The 24,209-nt window shown below is 33.7% G+C and carries 18 protein-coding genes; 9 read left to right on the top strand and 9 right to left on the bottom strand.

Translation table 11 applies throughout. The features are described 5' to 3' along the window. Positions 1-64: 64 nt before the first annotated feature. Together infC and thrS are read right to left on the bottom strand one after the other, a co-directional pair. Positions 65-664 carry a translation initiation factor IF-3 gene (gene infC, locus ACP5P5_RS08025; protein WP_428285586.1) on the bottom strand — a complete coding sequence of 200 codons (600 nt, stop codon included), beginning with the start codon at positions 662-664 and terminating at the stop codon, positions 65-67. 61 nt (positions 665-725) lie between these two features. Continuing rightward, on the bottom strand, positions 726-2,654 hold the full coding sequence (gene thrS, locus ACP5P5_RS08030; RefSeq protein ID WP_428285587.1) for a threonine--tRNA ligase: 1,929 nt from the start codon (positions 2,652-2,654) through the stop codon (positions 726-728). Between the two features lie 139 nt (positions 2,655-2,793). On the opposite strand from thrS, the gene ACP5P5_RS08035 reads away from it, so the two are divergent. Then, positions 2,794-4,260, top strand: coding sequence for a hypothetical protein (locus tag ACP5P5_RS08035; RefSeq protein ID WP_428285588.1), 1,467 nt, complete (start codon positions 2,794-2,796; stop codon positions 4,258-4,260). Between the two features lie 15 nt (positions 4,261-4,275). On the opposite strand, the gene ACP5P5_RS08040 is transcribed toward ACP5P5_RS08035, so the two are convergent. After that, on the bottom strand, positions 4,276-4,866 hold the full coding sequence (locus ACP5P5_RS08040) for a DUF3347 domain-containing protein (RefSeq protein WP_428285589.1): 591 nt from the start codon (positions 4,864-4,866) through the stop codon (positions 4,276-4,278). A 142-nt stretch (positions 4,867-5,008) separates the two neighbouring features. On the opposite strand from ACP5P5_RS08040, the gene abc-f reads away from it, so the two are divergent. Beyond that, complete coding sequence (gene abc-f, locus ACP5P5_RS08045; protein WP_428285590.1) at positions 5,009-6,946, top strand: ribosomal protection-like ABC-F family protein; 1,938 nt, start codon at positions 5,009-5,011, stop codon at positions 6,944-6,946. Here abc-f and ACP5P5_RS08050 read toward each other — a convergent pair. The 4 genes from ACP5P5_RS08050 to hutI all read right to left on the bottom strand — a co-directional run bounded on the left by ACP5P5_RS08050 (position 6,943) and on the right by hutI (position 12,605). Beyond that, on the bottom strand, positions 6,943-7,944 hold the full coding sequence (locus ACP5P5_RS08050) for a hypothetical protein (protein WP_428285591.1): 1,002 nt from the start codon (positions 7,942-7,944) through the stop codon (positions 6,943-6,945). The genes abc-f and ACP5P5_RS08050 overlap by 4 nt on opposite strands. 73 nt (positions 7,945-8,017) lie before the next feature. Beyond that, positions 8,018-9,073 (bottom strand): formimidoylglutamase, encoded by a 1,056-nt coding sequence (locus tag ACP5P5_RS08055; RefSeq protein WP_428285592.1) that lies wholly within the window; start codon positions 9,071-9,073, stop codon positions 8,018-8,020. Between the two features lie 48 nt (positions 9,074-9,121). Continuing rightward, complete coding sequence (locus tag ACP5P5_RS08060) at positions 9,122-11,266, bottom strand: cation:proton antiporter (protein ID WP_428285593.1); 2,145 nt, start codon at positions 11,264-11,266, stop codon at positions 9,122-9,124. 106 nt (positions 11,267-11,372) lie between these two features. After that, positions 11,373-12,605: an imidazolonepropionase gene (gene hutI / locus ACP5P5_RS08065; RefSeq protein WP_428285594.1), complete on the bottom strand. Its 1,233-nt coding sequence runs from the start codon at positions 12,603-12,605 to the stop codon at positions 11,373-11,375. A gap of 149 nt (positions 12,606-12,754) precedes the next feature. Between hutI and ACP5P5_RS08070 the strand changes: the two genes are divergently transcribed. From ACP5P5_RS08070 to ctlX, 3 genes are all read left to right on the top strand, one after another. Further along, positions 12,755-13,387, top strand: a complete 633-nt coding sequence (locus ACP5P5_RS08070) for a spheroidene monooxygenase (RefSeq protein ID WP_428285595.1) — start codon at positions 12,755-12,757, stop codon at positions 13,385-13,387. Between the two features lie 209 nt (positions 13,388-13,596). Then, entirely contained in the window at positions 13,597-15,042 is a 1,446-nt protein-coding gene (locus ACP5P5_RS08075) for an arginine deiminase family protein (RefSeq protein ID WP_428285596.1), read from the top strand. A gap of 7 nt (positions 15,043-15,049) precedes the next feature. Continuing rightward, a complete protein-coding gene (gene ctlX, locus ACP5P5_RS08080) occupies positions 15,050-15,964 on the top strand; it encodes a citrulline utilization hydrolase CtlX (RefSeq protein WP_428285597.1) in 915 nt (304 codons plus the stop codon). Positions 15,965-15,969: 5 nt separating this feature from the next. Here ctlX and ACP5P5_RS08085 read toward each other — a convergent pair whose 3' ends face one another. Both ACP5P5_RS08085 and ACP5P5_RS08090 read right to left on the bottom strand, forming a co-directional pair. Further along, positions 15,970-16,767, bottom strand: coding sequence for a CHAD domain-containing protein (locus ACP5P5_RS08085; protein ID WP_428285598.1), 798 nt, complete (start codon positions 16,765-16,767; stop codon positions 15,970-15,972). Positions 16,768-16,868: 101 nt separating this feature from the next. Further along, positions 16,869-17,765 (bottom strand): SDR family oxidoreductase, encoded by an 897-nt coding sequence (locus ACP5P5_RS08090; RefSeq protein ID WP_428285599.1) that lies wholly within the window; start codon positions 17,763-17,765, stop codon positions 16,869-16,871. 278 nt (positions 17,766-18,043) lie between these two features. On the opposite strand from ACP5P5_RS08090, the gene pfkA reads away from it, so the two are divergent. From pfkA to ACP5P5_RS08110, 4 genes are all read left to right on the top strand, one after another. Beyond that, complete coding sequence (gene pfkA, locus ACP5P5_RS08095) at positions 18,044-19,033, top strand: 6-phosphofructokinase (protein ID WP_428285600.1); 990 nt, start codon at positions 18,044-18,046, stop codon at positions 19,031-19,033. Positions 19,034-19,061: 28 nt separating this feature from the next. Continuing rightward, positions 19,062-20,555: a pyruvate kinase gene (gene pyk, locus ACP5P5_RS08100; protein WP_428285601.1), complete on the top strand. Its 1,494-nt coding sequence runs from the start codon at positions 19,062-19,064 to the stop codon at positions 20,553-20,555. A gap of 83 nt (positions 20,556-20,638) precedes the next feature. After that, complete coding sequence (locus ACP5P5_RS08105) at positions 20,639-22,495, top strand: CocE/NonD family hydrolase (RefSeq protein WP_428285602.1); 1,857 nt, start codon at positions 20,639-20,641, stop codon at positions 22,493-22,495. A gap of 48 nt (positions 22,496-22,543) precedes the next feature. Continuing rightward, a complete protein-coding gene (locus tag ACP5P5_RS08110; RefSeq protein WP_428285603.1) occupies positions 22,544-24,193 on the top strand; it encodes a beta-N-acetylhexosaminidase in 1,650 nt (549 codons plus the stop codon). Positions 24,194-24,209 lie beyond the last annotated feature (16 nt).

The following is a 24,209-nucleotide window of genomic DNA, read 5'->3' on the forward strand; positions in this document are numbered from 1 at the left end:
AACAAAGAAAAAGCCACTTTAGTTATTAAAAGTGGCCTTAAATTAAAAGTTAATTAAGTAAATTTTAAGCAGACTCTTTTTTCTTCTTAGCGGTTTTAGGTGTTAACATTAAAAACATTCGCTTGCCCTCCAATTTAGGTAAGCTTTCAGGCTGACTTATTTCTGCTAAACGTTCTGCAAATTTTAAAAGAATTAATTCCCCGCGCTCTTTAAATTGTATAGCTCTTCCTTTAAATTGAACGTATGCTTTTACTTTATTGCCGTCTTGCAAAAACTTTTCTGCATGTTTCGATTTAAAATCAAAGTCATGATCGTCAGTGCCGGGTGTAAAGCGAATTTCTTTTACCTCGCTTTGCTTGGCATTGGCTTTCATTTCTTTTTCTTTCTTCTTTTTCTCGTATAAAAACTTCTTATAATCAATTACTTTACAAACCGGAGGGTCTGCATTCGGTGATATTTCTACTAAATCTAGTTCTTGTTCAGCTGCAATTTTTAATGCTTCTTGTAAGGGATAAATACCAACGGTTACATTGTCGCCTACTAATCGTACTTGAGATGCCCTGATTCTTTCATTAATGCGATGCTCTGATTCTTGATTTCTTTGAAAACGCGGATTCATTCTTCCTCCATTTCCGCTATTGTTACTTCTTGTTGATAATGCCATTAAAAATGGGTTTGATTTTAAATTTTGGTGTAAAAATAATGATTAAAAATTGCTAAGCAAGCTATTTCCGTTCCATAATTTCTTCAACAATGTTATGAACAAAGTTATCAATTGAAATACTACCGGTATCACCTACCCCTTGTCTGCGTACAGAAAGTTGTTGCTCATTCATCTCCTTTTCACCTACAACTAGCATGTAAGGAATACGCATCATTTCTGCTTCACGAATTTTTTTACCTATTTTTTCATTTCGTTCATCAACAGTAACCCGCACACGCTTGGCTTTCAATTTTAATGCCACTTCATTGGCATAATCGGCAAACTTATCACTAATCGGCAAAATTATTACCTGTTGAGGTGCTAACCATACCGGAAATTTTCCGGCATAATGTTCCAGTAAAAATCCAATAAACCTTTCATGTGTTCCTAATGGAGCTCTATGAATAATTAATGGAATATCTGTATCATTATTGGGTGTAGTATATGAAAGTGAGAATTTTCTGCCCGAATTAAAGTCAACCTGATTGGTTGCAAGTGTAAACTCTCTGCCAATGGCACTCCAAATTTGCACATCTATTTTTGGGCCATAAAAAGCTGCTTCATCCGGCACCTCAATAAATGGTGTATTGGTTTCCTGCAATACTTTGCGAACCATATCTTCTGTTTCTAACCATAGCTTTGGTTCATTCACATATTTTTTGCCCAATTTAGCAGGATCATGCAATGACAAACGCATTACATATTTATCAATACCAAATAGTTTAAAATATTTTAGATACATATTGTTCACGGCTTTAAATTCTTCCGCAAACTGTTCTTTGGTACAATAAATATGGGCATCATTCATGTGTAAGCAACGTACACGCATTAATCCAAACAATTCTCCACTTTGCTCATATCGATAACAAGTACCATATTCTGCAATACGATACGGTAAATCGCGATAGCTTTTGGGTTCTGCCGCATAAATTTTATGGTGATGAGGACAATTCATAGCTTTTAAATAGTACTTCTCCCCATCCATTTCCATAGGTGGAAACATACTATCGGCATAATAAGGTAAATGCCCACTGGTTAAATACATGCTTTCTTTTGCAATATGCGGAGTTACAACTCTTTTATAACCGGCATCTTCTTCAGTTTCTTTGGCCAATTTTTCTAATTCTTCAATAATAATGGTTCCATTAGGCATCCATAAGGGTAAACCCGGACCCACATCATCGTCCATAGTAAAAATGCTAAGTTCTTTCCCTAATTTTCTATGATCGCGTTTTTTTGCCTCTTCCAGCATGGCTAAATAGGCATCTAATTCCTTCTGGTTAGGGAAAGTAATACCATATACCCTAGTAAGTTGTTTGTTATGCTCATCACCTTTCCAATAAGCACCGGCTATATTGGTTAATTTTATGGCCTTAATAAAACCTGTGTTGGGAATATGTGGGCCACGACATAAATCGGTAAAATTTCCTTGTGTATAAAAAGTAATTTCACCATCGTTCAAGTTTTGAAGTAAATCTAATTTATACTCGTCTCCTTTTTCCTTAAAATAAGCAACTGCTTCTTGTTTAGGAATAGCTTTCCGAATATAAACATTACCCTGTTTGGCCAATTCATTCATCTTCTTTTCTAAAACCAATAAATCCTCTTCTGACATTTTTCTGTCACCTAAATCCATATCATAATAAAAGCCATGATCAATGGCAGGACCAACCCAAAATTTTACTCCAGGGAACATGGTTTCAACAGCTTCGGCCATTAAGTGTGCAGATGAATGCCAAAGCGTTTTTTTACCCTCTTCATCGTCCCAAGTAAGTAATTGTAGCGTAGCATTTTCTTCAATGGGTCGAGTTGCATCTATAACCACTCCATTCACTTTTGCAGCCAAAACTTTTTTAGCCAATCCTTCACTAATTGATTTAGCAATTTCTAATGCAGTAGTGCCTTTTGGAAAAGAACGTATGGCACCATCTGGAAAACGAATTTCTATCATATTTAATTTTAAATGTATTTTTTGCGAAGAACAAAGGTAACAAATTGCATGCAGAGATTTTTTTTTGCTTTAATTTACCTAAAAAAACTTAACTGTTTGTTATATCATTATGGAGTTAAAGAAGCTTAGTTTTGTGTATATGTACCGTTTTGTTGTATTATTTATTGCTGCCTGTTTAAGTATTATTGCCTTACCTGCACAAAATTTAACGGGCATTTGGCGTGGTTTTTTTATACAAAAAAATTACAATCCATTTTCAGGGCAATTTGTTGAAGATCGATATAAATATGAAGTTCAAATTAATGAATTACCTAATAAGGCTTTAGAAGGGGTAACTTATTCATACAAAACAACCGTTTTTTACGGCAAAGCTGCATTTAAAGGATTATACACTCCCTCTACAAAAAATATAATTATTAAAGAAACGAAGATGCTGGAAATTAAAGCCAGCGATTTAAGTGTTCCTTGTTTAATGACCTGCTATTTAGATTACAGCAAGGATGGTAAACAACAAATTTTAAGCGGCACATTTTCAAGCATTGGTGAAAAAGATAAAAATGACTGTGGCAGTGGAACTGTTTATTTAATGAGGGTTGCAGAGTCTGATTTTGAACCGGCACCTTTTTTAAAACAATCTCCTCAGATTAAACAAAATAATACCTCAGATTTACCTATTGGAGATGCTACGGATATTCCAAATAAAAACATACAAAAAATTCAACAAGCATTAGGATTAACTCCAGATGGGAAATGGGGTCCCAAAAGTAAAGCAGAATTGATAAAGAGATTTCCCAATGCTTCTCCTAATCCCGATTTTACTAATCAACAACAAATTGACCAACTATTACAACGTATAAAAGCAACCACCACCTCACCATCTGAAAATCCAACAAAAAATAACACTATTAGTATTCCGAATGAAACAGTACAAAATAACATAAAAAGATTACAAAAAGCTTTATCCATTAATCCAGACGGAAAATGGGGTCCCAAAAGTAAAGCAGCCTTGGTAAGCAAATTACCACAACTTAAAGGAGATCTGAATTTTGCTAATACACCGGCAATTAATTCAATTGCTCAACAAGTAGAAAACATAAATAAGGCTAATTCGCAAAATAAACAACCGCAATCAGACTTGGCTATTCAACCCAAGCAAAACGAATTAAAATTAAATTCAATTGATACCACTAATCCAGTCCATAAAAATGAAATGAAAATACCGCCACCAGCTGAACTAACTACAAGGAAAAACAAATTAGTAAAAGAAATTTTTGTAAATGCGGCAGAAGTTAAAATTGATTTTTATGATAATGGGGTGATTGATAATGATACGATAACTGTCTTTGACAACAATAAACTGGTAGTTAATCATGCCCGATTAAGTGAAAAGCCCATTACTATCAATTTGCATTTATCAACCGAAGCTCCTACTCACGAAATTATTACCTATGCTAACAACTTGGGCGATGTACCACCCAACACCGCATTAATGGTAATTACTGCAGGAAACGAGCGACATGAAATATTCATTACTTCTGATGAAAGTAACAATGCTAAAGTAATAATAACCTACAAGCCGAAGACAGTTCAAGTTCAGCGTTATTAAACTTAATGATCAATTTTATTGCTTAAATTTTAAAGAATCAACCAAAGTGCCACAAACAGTTTTACTACCCGGTAAATAAGGATTTTGAATCATAGTAGAATTACTTAACCAATCTGCTCCTGCATTATTAAATACTTTATCACAATGAAAATGATAAACTGTTGCTTTACTGTATTGAACAGTTCTAACAAGATCATACAAAGCCTGACTGATTGTAGCAAAATCTTTTAATTTTTCTTGCAAAGTGGTTTCTGCCATCAATCCCTTTAAATCTGCCTGTATACCTACAACATTTTCTTTAGCAGTTTCTATAATAATAGAATCTGCTTTTAATAAATTAAATGGTAAACTATCTATTGTTGCTATCATGTTTTCGGCAGCAGTATTTGCAGTGCTTAATTGCTGATTAAAAAGAGCATTTGATATGGTGTAATAATGCTGAAGAAAAGTGGTAAAGGTCGAATCAAATTGAGCTTGATGTTTTGAAACCATTAAAGGGGTATTGATGTTGGGAGAAACTTCAGCTTTTTTATCATTTTGCTTGCAGGCTATTAGTCCAACTAAAAGTATTATACCTAAACAGCCATTAACTACTACTTTGCACATAATCATACTTCATTTAAAGGTTCAAATCAAATGTAGGAAAATGAAAGCATACATAATACATAAGATGATTCTAATATATTAAATTCACATTCGCTTCATTCCTACCCTAAGTTTATCTTTGCTGAAATCATACTAATATAAAATGCTAATAGGTTTACAAAATGTAACATTTGAATTTGGTTCAAGAATAATTGTAGAAGATGCTACCTGGCACATACAACCCGGCGATAGAGTTGGCTTAATCGGGTATAATGGCACGGGCAAATCAACCCTATTAAAGGTATTGGTGGGCGAATATACACCTGCAAAAGGTGTGGTTGAAAAAGGGAAAGATACCACCATTGGTTACTTACATCAAGACCTATTAAGTTTTGATACCAATGATTCTATTTTAGAAGTTGCAATGGGGGCATTTGAAAAAGTAAAACAACTGGAAAAAGAAATTGAAGCCATTGCGAAACAATTAGAAACAACAGAAACAGAAGCATTACTAATGGAATATACTCATAAACTGCATGAGTTAGAAGAAGCAGGGGGATATACTATTCACCATAAAACAGAAGAAGTATTACAAGGACTTGGTTTTCAAAATACCGATTTGCAAAAACCTTATAAACAGTTTAGTGGTGGTTGGAGAATGCGTGTTTTGTTAGCTAAAATGATTTTACAACAACCAGATGTTTTGTTATTAGATGAACCTACTAACCACCTTGACTTACCTTCAATAGAATGGTTAGAAAAATATTTAAAACATTACCAAGGAAGTGTTGTAATTGTTAGCCACGACAAATATTTTCTAAATAAAATGGTGAATAAAATTGTGGAGTTATACCAACAGCAGCTCCACATTTATGCGGGTAACTTTGATTATTATGAGAAAGAAAAAGAACTACGCATTGAACTGCAGCAAAAAGCTTATGAAAACCAACAAGATTATATTCGTCAACAAGAACGTTTTATTGAGCGTTTTCGATCTAAAGCTACCAAAGCAGCAGCTGCGCAAAGCGCCATAAAAAGATTGGAAAAAATAGACCGTTTAGAAAATGTAAACTTAGAAAGACCCAACATTAAAATTAATTTCCAGATAGAAAGACAACCCGGTAAAATCATTTGTGAACTAAAAAATATTCATAAAAGTTTTGGCGATATTACGGTATTAAACAATGCTCATGCCGAAATTGAAAGAGGAGATAAAATTGCTTTAATTGGTGCTAACGGAAAGGGTAAATCTACTTTACTTAGAATTATTGCCGGAACTGAAAATCAAGAAGGTAATAGAATTTGGGGCCATAATGTACAGGAAAGTTTTTACGCACAACATCAACTTGAAGCATTAAACTTAAACAATACTATTTTAGAAGAAATGCAATCCTGCGGAAGTAATAAAACAGATTTAGAATTGCGCAGTTTATTGGGTTGCTTTTTATTCGGCGGCGATGATATTGATAAAAAAATTCGTTTACTAAGTGGAGGTGAAAAGGCACGTGTAGCATTGGCTAAGGTAATTGTTAGTAGAAGTAATTTTTTAATATTAGATGAACCTACCAACCATTTAGATATGCATTCGGTTGAACTATTGGCAGAAGCCTTGAATAAGTATGAAGGAAGTTATTTGTTGGTAAGCCACGACCGTTTCTTTATTGATAAAACTGCCAATAAAATTTGGGAAATTGTTGATCAGCAAATAAAGGAGTTTAAAGGCACTTATCGTGAATGGTTGGAATGGAATGAGCGCATGTCTAAACAGCAAAATTCAGCTAAAAACTCAGCTCAGGAACCCATAAAAACTGCTCCATCAAAACCAGACAATACTGATCAGAAAAAAAAGAATATTACTAGTGCACAAAAAAAAGAATATACCCAAATTCAAAAAAAGTTTCAACAAACTGAAGCCTTATTGGAACATTTAAATGAACAAAAGTTGGAACTTGAAATGTCATTAGCGCATCCTAATATTTATAAGGAACCTCAAAAAATGGCTGAACTAGAGAAAGCATACCAAACTGTTGTACTAAAATGTAATGAAGCGCAAGCTAACTATGAAAGTTTATTTGAAAAATTAATGGAATTGGAAGGTTAATATCCCGGCATTGCAAATTCCAAAACAATTTTATATTGTTGTTTTGAAATACCTGCATATTGGTTTGTTTTAACCAGCTGCATGGTTACAAAAGGAGCATTTTCTTTATCAATGTCTGAAAATTTTACAAAAGTTACTTTAGATTCATTACTGGTATGTGTTCTTTGTAAAAAGTATACATAACCATTACCCATTGCGGCCTTTACGTTATCAAAAGCTGCCTGATATTCATTAATTGCGTCTGCTAGGCCATCAAATCCTGTCTTGGAGTAGCTATAAAATATGGTATCATTTTGTTGCCTTTGGCCATCACATTGAAAAGGCATGATGTCAACCGGGCAGCCATCAGATTTTTGAATAGTGTTTTCAATATTATTTACACCGCTTTTCACGGATAATGCCATATTAAAACTACCAATTGGCTGTTGCTTTAAAACCCAATTATAAAATACAGATTTAGGAGGGGTAATTTTTAATATTACATTATAGCTACTATCTGCAGTGTTCTTCTTAAGTTGCAAAAACATATTAAAATCAAAAAAACCGTTATTTACAGCGTAAGCCAATTTTTTCTCAAAAACCACCGTACTTTCCGGTTGATAATTCCCATTCTTTATAACTAATTTTCTATTTAAAGCCTTATACATTTGTGTAGTAAGCTTCTTAATTTGCTCTAATCCTTCATTGATGGAACTGGTATGTGCGAATGTATATTCAACCCAAACTTTACTTTGACTTTCAGAAAAAAGGTAACCATGCATGGCACCGGGTAAAATCTTTTTAAGTTGAAATAAATGAACTTTAAAAGCATATTCTTCCGGTTGTTGTAACACCGGCTTAAATTTATATTGATTGAATTGGTTATTGCTATTATTTAACACATTTGCTAATTCAGCGGCAAATGCATCTTTTTTGGCAAAGTTGTCAACATAAAACCTTTGCGCACTAGCAATACCAATTGAAAACAATAGCATAAGTATGCTAACAACTGTTTTCATGATTAGGTAAATAGGGTGAACGGATATACAAAGATATTCATATTTTTCAATTCATCCTACTTTTTATCCACAATTAGAACTGGGCAACCATGGCTTTTACGAAATCGGAAACCAGGTAACTAAGCAACTTTCCGGTAGTATTACTTTGTCTACCATCCTCCATACGAGTGGCAGCCTCGCATATGTGCAAATAAGCCGGCCGTGTATTCCAAGCCATAAAATTTAGGTATTGGCGGGCATTAATTGGACTTATTCCGGTAGGGCTTCCGGCACTACTTAAAGTATTTTCTATAGCATCAACGTCAAGTTCAATACCGCATAACCCACCCTCAGTGAAAGCTGCAGCATGCGCTAATGACTGTTGAAAACTTCTTTTTTCATGTAAAAAAATATCTTCGTAAGTAATACAGTCAATAAATGGATTGTTTACAATATCCATCCATATATTCTGAGAAATATAATTTTCGTGTAAGCCCAAAATGCAATATTTTTCTAAATAACCGTCTTCCTCTGCGTAACGAAAAGCATTACCACTATGTCTACCTTCCATGGCCCTATAATCGGCATGTGCATCTAAATTCACTACATTAATTTGTGGCAAATCAATAATACCTGCTTTATACCAGCCTTTTGCTGCACCTTTAATGCAGGGATAGGCATTATTATGACCTCCGCCAATGATAATAGGTATTTTTTTTTGTTGTGTTATTTCGTGAATATATTGCTCAACCGTGTCATCAATTGTGTTTACCGCATGTCGGTAGGCATCAATTTTTTCTTCATAATTAAATGCATTTATTTCAATCACATCAACCAAAGAAGAAAAATCAAAATATCCTGCCATTAAAATCTCACGGCCATCTAAAAAATCATTGCTTTGAATGTTTAAAAATGATTGCAGAAAAGCATTCCATGCCGTGTTTGTTCCCCCTACACCTTCATTTGCTTTTACACCAATATCTTCCGGAATTCCAAGTACAACAAAATCAGCATCGGAATCGGCAATTGCATCTCTGAATTGTACACCCGTTAACACTGTTTGTAAGCGTTCACCTAATTTTGTTTCATACCTGCGAATACGCACTAACGATAAAATGTCTTCTTTTTTAAACAAATGAAGGTAAGGCATACACAAATTGATTAGTTGTTATAAAATTAGGCGAAACCTATTGCATAATCAATCTTTTTTCTTTTTGAAAATCAAATCAATACCCTTTCCAATAGAGGTCTCAATTCCTTTTGCAATTGGAGCTAATGGAATTCCATCATATTCATTTTCCAAATGGGTATTGTTTTGCTCCGGATAGATGATGATTTTATTATTGGCTTCAAAATATTTTTCCAATTTATAAGGAATATTTTCTAAAAATGGATTGTAAGACAAGGATCCTTTTCTTGACGAAACAAATACCAATAAATCTGTTTTCATAATATTTCTGGAAAGAATTAAAAAGTCTTCCCAATTCAAAAACTCTTTAAAGGCAGGAATAAAATTAATTTTATTGCTTGTACAATATTCTTGAATGGTTTCATAGGTTTTATTGTTGCCAAAAATCAATACGGGTATAGTTAACTCCTGTGATAAATAAATTATTTTTTTTAACCATGCACTAAATCCGGTTTCTAGCTCTTCCAATGCAGGAACTATTAATACTATTCTTTTATTATAAACGAAAGGCGTAGCAAGATGTGTAATGAAAATATTTTTATTTACCTTGTTTAAAATGTTTTCAAATCGATCACTAATTAAGCTTTCTAAAATACCATTTTTGTGAGGCCAACCAAGTATAACATAATCGGCTAACACTTCACGAGTAATTCGCGAAATACCACTTGATACATTGTGGTCAATTGTAGTTAAGGTATTTACTTTATTTTCTGTAGCAGAGGCTTGTTGTATATATGCTTCTAATTTGTTTTTTGAAAGGATAATATTTTTTTCAGCCGTTTCATCATTAGGAACAACTGTTAAGATAGTAATTGGATTGCTCGATTTTTTATCCTTAATTAATAATGCAAGATCTAAAATTCTATCTACCGTTTCAACATTAGCAGTAGGAATTAAAATTTGCTCACTATTCATACTGCTCGATTCTAATATGGCTTCTTCCGTCATTTCTTTATTCAGCAATATTTTCTTGGCGGCCTTTTCAGTAGCAATGGTGGCAAAAACACAGGTAGCTAAAATTAATAATATGGTACCGTTTAAAATATTTTCATCAATAATATTTGCTTTAAAGCCTATTAAAATAATAGCCAATGTTGCTGCGGCATGCGAGCTGCTTAAACCAAAAATTATTTGTCGTTGCTCTTTGGAATATTTTAGTATGAGCTGTGTTAATAGTGCAGCAAGCCATTTACCCGATAAAGCAACAGTAATTAATGTGCCAGCTACTATTAAAGCTGCGGGGCCATGTGTAATTACACTAACATCTACAACCATCCCAACAGATATTAAAAAGAAGGGAATAAATAGTGAATTGCCCATAAATTCAATTCTATTCATTAATGCAGATGAATGTGGAATTAATTTATTCAAAGCCAGCCCGGCCACAAAAGCACCTATAATTGGTTCAACACCTGCCACTTCGGCTAAAAAAGCTGCAAAGAAAACAACAGCCAATACAAAAATATAGTGTGAATGTTTTTCACTTTCCAAAACCCTGAAAAACCATTTGGCAATTCGTGGAATTAATAAGAACATGATTGCCGAGAATATTGTTAAAGAGACTAATAATCTTATCCAAAAATCTGCATTCAAGGTTCCGGCATGATTGCCCATAATAATAGCAAAAATGATAAGTACCGCAGTATCTGTTAATACTGTTGCACCAACGGTAATGGCAACTGCCTGATTTTTAGCTATACCCAGTTTACTAACTATTGGATAGGCTACTAATGTATGTGTTGAAAACATACTTGCTGTTAAAAAACTAGCATTAAAATCGTATCCCAATAAATAATGGCAAACAGGAAAACCAATACCCAAGGGAACTATAAATGTTAGAAAGCCAAATAAAAAACTTTTGTTTTGATTGGCTTTAAACTCATTAATATCTAATTCTAAACCTGCAATAAACATTATATACAACAGACCAATGGTAGAAAATAAATCAACAGCAGAATTTTTTTCTAATACATTAAAGCCATGTGGCCCTATTATTACCCCGGCAATAATTAATCCGATAATACCCGGTATATTTAATTTTTTCAGTAAAAGTGGAGATAGCAAAATGATAAATAATATTAACGAGAATATTAATACAGGATTGTGTAAAGGCAAATGAAACTCATGAGCAAAGTGCTTAAAAAAATCATTCATAATGCTAATATTATTAAAATAGAATCAGTGTATTTTAGCAATATAATTGAAAAAACTTAAAGAAAAATTTTGAAAAATCATTTTAACAATAAAGTATTATTAAAAATCATATCCAATTACCATTAATCATAACCTTATCTATTACAGGTGAGCCAAAATGATACGGAATATAAGCAACTGACGGTATGGGTTTGGTGAAAATTAAGTTTGCTTTTTTACCAACAGTTATACTACCTAATTCATTTTCAATATTCATTGCAAATGCACCATTAATAGTGGCTGCATTAATTGCCTCTTCCGGTAAGAATTCGTTTTGTATGCATGCTAATGCAACTACAAAATTCATATTACCACTAGGCGATGAACCCGGATTATAATCTGATGCCAAGGCTAAAGCACAATTCTCATTCAGCATGTTTCGAACAGGCGCATATTGCATGCGTAAGAAAAATGCAGCAGTTGGTAAAATTGTACCAATTGTATTAGAATTAGCTAATGCATGTATGGATTTTTCATTCATGTCTTCTAAGTGATCAACTGATAGGGCTTTATGTTTAACACCAACTTCTACCCCACCACTTACCGATAATTGATTGGCATGTATTTTTGGACGCAAGTTGTATTTATATGCTGCTTCTAAAATAATTTCCGTATCTGTTACTGAAAAAAAGTTATGTTCACAAAACACATCTACAAAATCAGCTAATTGTTCTTTAGCTATTAAGGGTAGCATTTCATTTATAACCAATTCTATATAACCTTGTTTATTATTTCTATGAGTTAAGGGAATTGCATGAGCTCCTAAAAATGTTGCTTTAATGGGTATTGGTAATGATGCTTTTAATTGTTGAATTACGCGTAGCATTTTAATTTCATTAGCAACAGTTAATCCATAACCACTTTTAATTTCAATAGCACCAGTACCTAATTGCATTACTTCTTCAATACGCTTCTTTGCAGCTTCATAAAGTTGTTGTTCAGAGGTAGATTGCAAGGCGGTTGCTGAATTTAAAATTCCGCCCCCACGTGCTGCAATGTCGGCGTAACTTAAACCATTTAGTTTATCTACAAATTCCTGTTCACGTGTTTTAGCAAATACAATATGGGTATGACTATCGCTCCAAGTTGGTAAAATAGAAGCATGTTTAGCATCATATACAGTATCAAAATTCTTTTGGGGCACATTATTCATGCTTCCCATATCCTCAATCATACCATTTTCAATTACCAAGTAAGCATTTTCAATTGTGGGTAAGTGCTGCATTTGTTTACCCCTTAGCAATTCATTACTTTGCCGAACATTTAATAAGTAGTGTATGTTAGTAATTAAAATGAGCATGTTTTATAATTTATGATAAAAACTTTTAGCATACAATTATACTTTAATAGCAAATACAATCAATAAATGTTATAACCGCCCGGCTTATGATTTGCTTTTTACACGTTGTAAGATACCCAAAAAAATTCGCTTTTTTCGGTTTACTTTCAATGGCAGTTTTCCGATTACCGTTAAGTTTTAACAAACAAATTCATTTTTACAAATTAATGGGTTGTGGCAAAAATGGGAGTTTTGATTTACACGCCGATTGGCAACAATGGGCTGTGTTAACTGTTTCAAAACATCTAAATAACGGCAATGAGCAAGTAGGAAAATTTTTAACGCTTTGGTGGAAAATTTTTCAATGTGAAATATTACAAATTGCCTTGCAACCCATTGAAGGACATGGTACTTGGGATGGTAAGCTTTGTATGGGTAAACTTCCTCCAAAATCTGATTATGAAGGGCCTATTGCCGTGTTAACAAGAGCTACCCTATACACAAAAAAAGCTAAACGCTTTTGGCAACATGTAAACAATATCTCAATGGAATTAAAGCATTCACCCGGATTAATGTTATCTATTGGTTTGGGAGAAATTCCTTGGTTTCGAGGTGCAACGTTAAGTATATGGGAATCAAAAGCAGCTATGCGTCAATTTGCCTATTCACAACCCTTTCATAAAGAAGTTATTGCTAAAACCAAAAGAGAAAACTGGTATAAAGAAGACATGTTTATTCGTTTTATACCAATAAAATCAGTAGGATCTTTAAGGGGAATTGATCCATTTCAGGGAAAGTTGTAAATTGCGTGCAAATGGCTTTATCTCATAATACCATATTACCCTATTTGCCCTACTTTGCATGGATGTATCGCGGTTTAAACTCCATGCCCGACCATTAGCTTGGCTTCACTATATTTTTCACGAGATAAATTATTATCTACTTTATTTAATTTTTGATGCTTTTTTATTTAGCTCAATAATTACTGTAATTCATATTAAACTATTTATATATGCAAAACCATAATACTTTGTTTGTCAATTCAGAAATTGGTACATTAAAACGATTATTGGTACATAGCCCCGACAGCGGATTGGGAAAAGTAGTACCATCAAAAGCACAAGACTGGTTATTTGAAGATATTGTTCACTTAAATACTATTCGCAAAGAAGAGTATGATTATTATACCAAAATTCTATTATTGTTCTTAGATCCGGAAAAAGTAAAAGACAAAATTCCAACCATTGATGCGGAAGAAAATAATCGCAATTTTTATAAACCGGAACATCCCGATTTTTTTCGATCTGATAAGGTTATTGAGCTAGAATGGTTGTTAGCCGAAATTTTAATGAACGATTCAATAAAACACAGTTTAGTTGCTTCCGTTTGTGCTATAGAGGGATGTACGTTTAATACACAAAATACTTTGATGCAATATGATGCTACCTCACTAGCAAAAACATTTATTAGCGGGGCATCTAAAAGCAAAGAAATGCTATTTGCTCCTATTCCGAATTTTATTTTTACACGCGATATTGGCATAACTATTAAAGATCATGTATTATTAAATAAGCCAGCTAAAAAAGCTCGTACCCGAGAAGCATTATTGGCTAAATACATATTTTTTAATCATCCATTTTTCAAAGATTATCGCAATAATATTATTGAGTTAACAGACTCCTATCAAAATTTACTACTGCCCAAAGAAGAAGATGAACGTAAAATAACTTTGGAAGGTGGCGATATTATGGTTATCAGCAACAATCATTTATTGGTTGGAGTTAGTGAACGTACATCGGCAGAGGCTGCTGCAAGAATTACACACATTGTTTTTGAAAAAAACTTAATGGAAAAAGTTACCATTATAAAAATACCCAAAAAACGCGATTACATGCACATAGATACTGTGTTTACTCAGGTAAAACGTAATGTTTGGGTAATGTTGGGTAATTTTTCTAAAAAAGCTGTTTTGCACGAGGATGAAGACATGATTGAAAGAACATTAGAATTAAAAAAAGAAGAAAAAATAAAAATTAAACAATTCAAAAAATCTGACCCTAATAATAGCACGCACTTTGATAGTTTGGAAGAGTTATTAATTGACATTAGTAAAACAGATTTTCATTGTAAAGACGAGGACATTAAGATTATTTTTTCAGGCAATAATGAATTTCCTTATAGTGCAAGAGAGCAATGGACTGACTCGTGCAATTTGTTGGCCCTAAAAGAGGGAGTAGTTTTAGGTTACGACAGAAATGATAAAACCGCTGAAGCATTTAAAACTGCCGGCTTCAATATAATTCATGCAAAAGAGCTAATTCCTAAAATAGTTGCAGGCGAAATAAATGTTGAAGACATTAAAGACACTTTAATTCTTATGCCTTCAGCAGAATTATCAAGAGCCAGAGGTGGATTTCATTGTATGAGTATGCCTTTGTTACGCGAACAAATAAATTAATTTAATTATGCAAAATACGAATCATCTTTTAATGATAAAACCTGTTCGTTTTACATTTAATGAACAAACAGCTGTGAACAATGCTTTTCAACAAAATGAAGCAGATAGTTCAGTTGCCATAAAAGCTGCGAATGAATTTAATCATTTTGCAGAAAAACTCATGCAGCATGGCATTGATGTTACAATTGTTGAAGATACTCCTGAACCGCATACACCCGATTCAATATTCCCTAACAATTGGATTTCTTTTCATACCAATGGGACTATTGTTTTATATCCCATGTTTGCTCCTAACAGACGATTGGAAAGGAAACCCGATGTTTTAAATGCAATAAGCAAAAAATTTAGCATCCAACATCAAATTGACCTATCTTATTTAGAAGATCAAAATCAATTTTTAGAAGGAACGGGCAGTATGGTATTGGACCGTGAGCATAAAATTGCATATGCCTGCTTATCACCTCGCACTGATGAGCATGCTTTGAAAGTATTTAGCGAAAAAATGGGCTATTCCATTGTACAATTTCATGCAAGCGATAAAAATAACATGCCTATTTATCATACCAACGTTATGATGTGCGTGGCAGATAGATACGTTGTTATTTGTTTAGACAGTATTAAAATTAAGGAAGAAAGAAAAAAAGTTGAAGAAGTTATTCAACAATCCGGCAAAAAAATTATCCCAATTAGTTTTGAACAAATGGAACATTTTGCAGGTAACATGTTACAGGTAATAAATGAAAAGGGGAATAAATTTTTAGTAATGTCAACCCAAGCTTATGAAAGTTTAAACAACGAGCAAATTCAACAACTCACTTCATTTAATACCATTATTCACTCCAATATAAGTACTATTGAAAAAAATGGTGGTGGTAGTGCAAGGTGTATGTTGGCGGAAGTTTTCTTGCCTTTAAAAAACTAATTTTTTTATTTACTACTTGAAACAGGCATCTGCTGTTGTAGCAGGTGCCTTACTTGTTTTTCGCGCTGTTGTATGTTACTAAACAGCACTAATTGTGCTGCACTTAAATATTGTTGCAAATCTTTATCAATATTTTTTTGCGCCTGAATGGCGGCAAAATAATCTTCAATAATAATTAAGTCATGCCAATTCCCAATTGCTTCTTGTAAATGATTGAAATAAGGGAAATTTACCTCCTCCAATTCATCACTATCTTGGTTAACCCATCGAATAGCATTCATCCATCGCTTAATTTTTTTTCTGTAATCGTGCCATTCTTCCACAGAAATATTTTTTTTCAGTTGCTCTAATAACTCAACTTTTAATTTTTGCACATACTGTTCGGGTAATAATGCATTGGTTTCTTCCACCAAAGGACCACAAACATCAATTACCTTTTGCAAAGCTTGTTTATGTTTAGGTATATGTTGTAAAAAAATATGTTGGGCATAAATTATTGACCCTTCTAAACCTAAAATGGTTTCAAGTTCCGGCATTTTACTTAGTTGCAACCATTTCTGTAACAATTGCATTTCACGTAAAACACCCGCTTCATCAAATACAGATTCAATTAATTTAATAGCTTTTTTAATTCGATGTTTGGGATAAATTGTTTTTAAAAAATGGATAATTGTTCTAAATTTTTTAAGTTCAATTCTAAAATCATGTAAAGTAGTATTGCTTGAAGTTAATTCCACCTCATACAGGTTGTTAAACAAATTTTTTACCCTTAACGCATAGTATTTTTGAAAAGGGGATGCCATAAAACTTAATTTTTCACTATTAAGTGTAAGTTCACAAAACAATTTACTAAATTCTATTGAATATAGCTATTTTATTGCAGGAAATGAAGAAATATTAATATTTATTTAGCACCAATAAAAATTAGTTTCAAAGCTTCTGAAAAATCGGTGGGTTCATAGTGCAATATTCTTTGTGCTTTTTGAATATTTAACCCGCCTTTTTTTGCTCTTACAACGGGTTCTTTAAAATTTTCACCAGTTACAGGAGTAATAAGTATATTAGGTATTTTTAAAAATTCCAACATTTCAATAACCATTTGGTAAGGAGTTAAATAATTACAACCTGAAATGTGAAATATGCCGGTACTATTTTGTTGAATAATAAAGTGTAGGCCTCTACAAAAGTCTTCAATATAAGTTGGTGTTCGAAACTGGTCGTTGACAATATTAACAGGCTGTCCATTTCGCACTTGTTCTAAAATGGCATGTAAAAAATCTTTTCGGACACCATGCATTGACTTCCCATAAATAAAACTTGGGCGAATAATGGTATATGGCAAACCACTTTCAATAACACGTTGTTCAGCCATTAATTTAGTAGCCCCATAAAAGTTAAGTGGATTTTTAGTACCCTCTTCAGAATGAGGCCCGTCTTCTCCAAACACAAAATCAGTAGAAACATAAACAAAATGTACGGGATGCGATAGTTTTTTTGCTGCTTGCAATAATCTATCAGTCCCCAAAACATTGATATCTAAAGCATTTTCACGATTAGTATGGCATTCATCGGGTTTGCTTAATGCAGCAGCATGCACAATGATTGTTGGAGCGTAACATTCTACTATATCATTGATTGATGGGGCATCTGTTAAATTCATTACACTATAATTGCTAGAATTAGAGGAATGAACCCATACGTGCCTACTTCCTGTTGCCAAAAAATTAATATTATTCTCCAAGCAATATTGCACCCAATGTGATCCCACAAATCCATTTGAACCGGTAATAAGAATTCTCATAATGCTTTTTTTTCAAACGAAACCCTAATTGATTAAATTGTAAAATAACTTTACCAAAATAGTTTTTAAATTATTATTCCTGATTTTTTGATAAAAATCAATCATTCCTTTCACAAACCAACACTTTGGGATACCCAATATGAAACATAAATTAAACCTTTATTGGTTCGATGTTGATATGCGGCTAATTACTTACTTTTGCATCTTCCAATGAAAAAGCATTGTGCTTTAAAAATTATTAAAAAAATCATACTTAGACGATAATTTTTCAATTTAAAATGACAGAGAAGAAAAAAGTTACAAAAATTGGTGTATTAACTTCCGGTGGTGATGCTCCCGGCATGAATGCTGCTATTAGAGCAGTAGTAAGAACTGGCATTTATTATGGTTTGGAGGTTTTTGGCATTATGCGAGGATATAATGGAATGTTAGAAGACGATATTGTACCCATGAATAGTAGAAGTGTTGCAAACATTATACAACGTGGTGGTACTATTTTAAAAACAGCCCGCAGTAAAGATTTTTTTGAAACGGAGGGTAGAAAAAAAGCCTATACCAATTTAAAAAAATATGGTATTGATGGATTGGTAATTATAGGTGGTGATGGTAGTTTTAGAGGAGCTCAAAAATTTGCCAATGAATTTGATATTCCTTGTATAGGCATACCCGGTACTATTGATAAAGATATGGCTGGTACGGACTATACAATTGGTTTTGATACCGCTGTGAATACTGCTGTAGATGCAATTGATAAAATACGTGATACAATGGACGCCCACGACCGTTTATTTATTGTTGAGGTAATGGGGCGCGATGCCGGCTATATTGCCTTGCATAGTGGTATTGCAACAGGAGCTGAAAACATCTTAATACCTGAAACAAAAACTGATATTGAAGCCCTCATTCATTCATTAACAGAAAAAGAAAAAAGAAAAAAACTAGTAAACCTAATTGTCGTGGCTGAAGGAGAAGAATTTGGTGGTGCTGAAGAAATTGCAAAAGTTATTAAAGAACGTGTGCCTACAGCCGATACACGTGTTTGTATTCTTGGCCATATTCAACGTGGAGGTGCTCCTAGCTGTCATGATCGTTTAGTTGCCAGCCACATGGGTTATTATGCGGTTGAAAGTTTATTGATTGGTCGCCATAATGTAATGGTTGGCGTAATTAACAATAAAATACATTATACTCCTTTAGATATGGCCGTTAAAGAACGGCAAGCCATTGGCCAGGAATGGATGAAAATTGTAAAAATTCTGGCATCATAAAATTAAGCTAAGCAAACAAACCCATCATATGTCAAAAAACATTCAAAAATACCTGTATACCAATATGAATAAAGAAGCAGGTATAGAACATGCTTATCATAGAACAAAAATTGTTGCCACAGTTGGCCCGGCTTGCAATACTTATGAAAAATTGTTAGAATTGGTACAAGCAGGTGTTAATATTTTTCGTTTAAATTTTTCACATGGCACTCATGAAGACAAGCTAGAAGTAATTCAGCATATTCGTAAAATAAATGCAACACAGCCTTATAATATTGCCATTTTAGGCGATTTGCAAGGCCCTAAATTACGTGTCGGTGAAATTGAAAATGGTGGATTAGAAATTAAGACAGGTGATATACTTACATTTACCTCTAAAGAAAAAGTGGTTGGCACAAAAGAAAAAATTTATGTTTCCTATCCAAATCTGCATAATGATGTAGAAGTAGGTAACAAAATCTTAATTGATGATGGAAAAATTGAAGTGGTAGTTGATGCAATTACTGCCAATGGCGATGTTAAGGTTAAAGTTACTTATGGCGGTATTTTATTACCCAAAAAAGGTGTGAACCTTCCTGACACTAAAATTTCATTACCGGCTATGACAGAAAAGGACATTGCCGATTTTGAGTTTATTGTTGCCAATGAATTAGACTGGATTGCACTTTCATTTGTTAGAAAAGCAGAAGATATAATTGATTTAAAAAGAAGAGTAAACGAAAAGAAAAGTAAAATTAAAGTGATGGCAAAAATTGAAATGCCCTCTGCTTTAGTTGATCTGAGAAATATCGTTATTGAATCTGATGGAATAATGGTTGCACGTGGCGATTTGGGCGTTGAATTGCCGGTAGAAAAAGTTCCAATGGCGCAACGCGATATTATTCGTAAATGTATTCATAGGGCAAAACCTGTAATTGTTGCTACTCAAATGATGGAGAGCATGATGGACAGAGTTAAACCTAACCGAAGTGAAATTACCGATGTGGCTAACGCAGTTTTAGAAGGTGCTGATGCCGTTATGTTAAGTGGTGAAACTGCTACAGGCAATCACCCTAAATTGGTGGTTGAAACCATGCGAAAAATTATTACAGAGGTAGAGAATACGGAATATCGTTATAACCGTGAAGAAGATTTAAAACCTCAACCCCACTCACCTTCTTTTTTAAGTGATGCTGTTTGTTACAACGCATGTAAAATTGCTGAAGATGTAAACGCTCAAGCATTAATTGGAATGACACAAAGTGGTTATACCGCATTTATGTTGAGCAGTTACAGACCTAAAGCACCACTATATATTTTTACCAAAGAACGTTCGCTTGTTAACCAATTAAGTTTAAGTTGGGGTGTTAGAGCTTTTTATTATGGCGAAGAAGAGAGCTTGGATGATATCATCTTTGACCAAATTAATATTTTAAAAGAAAGAGGATTTATTAAAAGCAATGATGTGGTTGTTAATACAGGCAGTACACCCATTGACCAGCATTTACCAACCAATGTTTTGAAAGTTACTAAAATTGATTAATATGTTTTAAATCACTCATCATAAAAGATTCTTCGTTCGAAGAATCTTTTTTATTTTTAAGCAATTCATAAACATAACTTGCCATGCGAAAAATTTTATTTCTACTGCTAGTATTGCCTTTATTTTCAATTGCACAAAATGCTGACTCTATTTGGATTGTTCAAAACTATGTAAAAAAAGAAGTTTACATACCTATGCGTGATGGAGTAAAATTGTTTACTTCCATTTACATGCCAAAAGATAATACTGAAAAACATCCAATATTAATGACTCGCACACCTTATTCATGTGCCCCTTATGGTGAACATGAATATAGAAAGTTTTGGCGTAATCATTATAAAACATACCTGAAAGAAAACTTCATTATGGTTATACAAGATGTGAGAGGTAAATGGATGAGCGAAGGTGAATTCGTGAATATTAGACCTTATAATCCCGACAAAAAATCGAAGAATGATGTGGATGAAGCCTCTGATACTTATGATACAATTGATTGGCTAATTCACAACCTCGACAACAATAATGGTAACGTAGGAGTATTTGGTATTTCATATCCCGGATTTTATACAGCTATGGCTGCGCTGAGTAACCATCCTGCTTTAAAAGCAGTAAGCCCGCAAGCCCCCGTAACAGATTGGTTTATAGGCGACGATTTTCACCACAATGGAGCTTTTTTTGCAATGGATGCATTTGCTTTTTATTCTTCGTTTGGAAAACCACGGCCAAAACCCACTACCGTTAGCCCCACCCCTTTTAACTATCCCATTAAAGATAATTACAGGTTCTACTTAACCACAGGTGCGCTACCTAACTTAACCAAATTATTGGGTGATAGTGTTGCATTTTGGAATGACTTAATGAATCATCCTAACTATACTCAATGGTGGCAAGAAAGAAATGACAGAAACTTTATGCAACACATTTTACCAACCACTGCATCGTTAGTTGTAGGTGGCTTATTTGATGCGGAAGATTGCTTTGGTGCATGGAATTTATACAAAGCCATAGAATTAAAAGCCAAAAACAATAATAAATTAGTGATGGGCCCTTGGTATCATGGACAATGGGCAAGTGGTGATGGCACCCATTTAGGAAACGTATATTTTGATAGCAATACTGCCGACTGGTATGCTAATAATATTGAAATTCCTTTTTTCAATTATTATTTAAAAGGTGCCGGAAGTATAGATAAAATTGCTGAAGCCAATATATTTTTTAGTGGTGAAAACAAATGGCATCAGTTCAATGTATGGCCTCCTGCTAACATTCAAACGTCAAAACTTTATTTACAACAAAATGGAAAATTAAGTTTTGAGCCAGCCAAAACTTTCAATATCTCATTCTCGGAATATACAAGCGATCCCGCAAAGCCGGTACCGTACACAGATGGTGTACATGAGTATAGAACCAGGGAATATATGACAGATGATCAACGTTTTGCTGCCACACGCCCCGATGTGTTGGTATATGAAACACCTACTTTAACCAACGATGTAACTTTAGCAGGTCCCTTAACTGCACATTTAAATGTTAGTATATCAACAACAGATGCAGATTTTGTAGTGAAATTAATTGATGTTTTTCCGGAAGACTTTGAATACAACAATGCTTCTACTTATCCTATGGGTGGCTATGAAATGTTGGTTAGAGGTGAAGTAATGCGAGGTCGTTTTAGAAACAGTTTTGAAAAACCGGAACCATTTAAGCCAAAAACACCAACCACTGTTCAATATACTTTACCCGACGTTGCTCACACCTTCAAAAAAGGTCATAAAATAATGGTGCAAATACAAAGTAGTTGGTTTCCATTAGTGGACAGAAATCCGCAACAATTTCTAGATATATATCATGCTAAAGACAGCGATTTTAAAAAGGCCAATATTCGCATTTACAATAATGATTCATATTTATTATTGCCTATTTTGCCTAGTAATAACTAAGCTATTTTACCAACCAATTATTAATATATAGTACCCAAACTAACCATTATGAAAAAATACTTGCCTTTGTTATTCATGAGTTTCTTCCTAACAAAAACTATGTTAGCACAAAAAAATGTAGTGTCAATTATACCCGAACCATCGAAAATACAATTACAAAAAGGAGTATTCAAATTAACGCCTAACACTCCTATCATTGTTATGGATGAAGGCGATTTAAACACGGCTCATTTTTTTAATGATTATCTATCAAAATATTACCATTTTAAACTACCTATTCACAAAAACAAACAAGCAGAAGGTATCACCTTCCAAACCAAAAAGTTTATTCAAGCACCGAATAACCCGGAATATTACAGTTTTCAATCTACCCCACATAACATAACCATTTCAGGCAATAGTTATGCAGGTACATTTTATGGAATGCAGACCCTTATTCAACTTTTACCTGTAAAAGCTAATAAACAATTAACTATAGCAGCAGTTTCAATTGAAGACGAACCACAATTTGCATATAGAGGCATGCATTTAGATGTTGGTCGCCACTTTTTTTCAGTTGATTTCATTAAACAATACATTGATTTAATTGCCCTGCATAAAATGAATACTTTTCATTGGCATTTAACAGAAGACCAAGGATGGCGAATAGAAATAAAACAGTATCCAAAATTAACAACGGTAGGGGCTTATCGTAACGGAACAATTATCGGGCATGCACCCGGTACAGGCAACGATTGTATTCGTTATGGCGGCTTTTACACACAACAAGAAATTAAAGATATTGTACAATATGCTGCAAATCGTTTTATAACAGTAATCCCTGAAATTGAAATGCCCGGACATGCATCGGCTGCAATTGCTGCTTACCCTGAACTAAGTTGTTTTCCTGATAAAGATACGCCTACACCTGCCAATAAAAATTTATGGTGCGGCGATACCACCGGTAAACAGGTGCAACAAGGTTGGGGTGTTTTTGATGATGTTTTTTGCCCGTCAGAATATACTTTTCAATTCTTAGAAAATGTATTAAATGAAGTAATGGATTTATTCCCATCTAAATACATACATATTGGTGGCGATGAGTGCCCTAAAACTTATTGGAAAGCTTCTCCTTTTTGCCAACAATTAATGAAAGAGAAAGGATTGAAAGATGAACACGAACTACAGAGTTATTTCATCCATAGAATAGAAAAATATTTAAATAGCAAAGGCAGACAAATTATTGGCTGGGATGAAATTTTGGAAGGAGGGCTTGCACCCAATGCAACGGTAATGAGTTGGCGTGGTGAAAAAGGTGGCATTGAAGCAGCACAACAGCATCATGATGTAATAATGACTCCGGGTGCTTGGTGTTATTTCGATCACAGTCAAAACAAACCAGAAGACTCCTTAACAATTGGTGGTTATACGACTGTAGAAAAAGTATATAGTTATAATCCAGTACCCAATAACTTAAATGCAGATGAAGCAAAATATATTTTGGGCGCTCAAGGAAATGTGTGGACAGAATACATGAAATATGACACTAAAGTAGAATACATGATTTTACCTCGTATGAGTGCATTAAGTGAAGTTTTATGGACAAACCCTGATAAAAAAAATTGGAAAAACTTTGCAACAAAACTTCAATCTGAAACCAACAGGTTCCAACTCTGGAATGTGCATTTCAATAAAAAATGGCAACAAAACGCTAATTAAAGGTAAGAGCTGCAAA

It is taken from the genome of Hydrotalea sp. (assembly GCF_049968455.1).
Lineage (GTDB): Bacteria > Bacteroidota > Bacteroidia > Chitinophagales > Chitinophagaceae > Hydrotalea.

Coding starts and splice junctions, on each gene's coding strand:
- infC (WP_428285586.1), bottom strand. CDS start 664: ATGGCATTATCAACAAGAAGTAACAATAGCGGAAATGGAGGAAGAATG.
- thrS (WP_428285587.1), bottom strand. CDS start 2,654: ATGATAGAAATTCGTTTTCCAGATGGTGCCATACGTTCTTTTCCAAAA.
- ACP5P5_RS08035 (WP_428285588.1), top strand. CDS start 2,794: ATGTACCGTTTTGTTGTATTATTTATTGCTGCCTGTTTAAGTATTATT.
- ACP5P5_RS08040 (WP_428285589.1), bottom strand. CDS start 4,866: ATGTGCAAAGTAGTAGTTAATGGCTGTTTAGGTATAATACTTTTAGTT.
- abc-f (WP_428285590.1), top strand. CDS start 5,009: ATGCTAATAGGTTTACAAAATGTAACATTTGAATTTGGTTCAAGAATA.
- ACP5P5_RS08050 (WP_428285591.1), bottom strand. CDS start 7,944: ATGAAAACAGTTGTTAGCATACTTATGCTATTGTTTTCAATTGGTATT.
- ACP5P5_RS08055 (WP_428285592.1), bottom strand. CDS start 9,073: ATGCCTTACCTTCATTTGTTTAAAAAAGAAGACATTTTATCGTTAGTG.
- ACP5P5_RS08060 (WP_428285593.1), bottom strand. CDS start 11,266: ATGAATGATTTTTTTAAGCACTTTGCTCATGAGTTTCATTTGCCTTTA.
- hutI (WP_428285594.1), bottom strand. CDS start 12,605: ATGCTCATTTTAATTACTAACATACACTACTTATTAAATGTTCGGCAA.
- ACP5P5_RS08070 (WP_428285595.1), top strand. CDS start 12,755: ATGGCAGTTTTCCGATTACCGTTAAGTTTTAACAAACAAATTCATTTT.
- ACP5P5_RS08075 (WP_428285596.1), top strand. CDS start 13,597: ATGCAAAACCATAATACTTTGTTTGTCAATTCAGAAATTGGTACATTA.
- ctlX (WP_428285597.1), top strand. CDS start 15,050: ATGCAAAATACGAATCATCTTTTAATGATAAAACCTGTTCGTTTTACA.
- ACP5P5_RS08085 (WP_428285598.1), bottom strand. CDS start 16,767: ATGGCATCCCCTTTTCAAAAATACTATGCGTTAAGGGTAAAAAATTTG.
- ACP5P5_RS08090 (WP_428285599.1), bottom strand. CDS start 17,765: ATGAGAATTCTTATTACCGGTTCAAATGGATTTGTGGGATCACATTGG.
- pfkA (WP_428285600.1), top strand. CDS start 18,044: ATGACAGAGAAGAAAAAAGTTACAAAAATTGGTGTATTAACTTCCGGT.
- pyk (WP_428285601.1), top strand. CDS start 19,062: ATGTCAAAAAACATTCAAAAATACCTGTATACCAATATGAATAAAGAA.
- ACP5P5_RS08105 (WP_428285602.1), top strand. CDS start 20,639: ATGCGAAAAATTTTATTTCTACTGCTAGTATTGCCTTTATTTTCAATT.
- ACP5P5_RS08110 (WP_428285603.1), top strand. CDS start 22,544: ATGAAAAAATACTTGCCTTTGTTATTCATGAGTTTCTTCCTAACAAAA.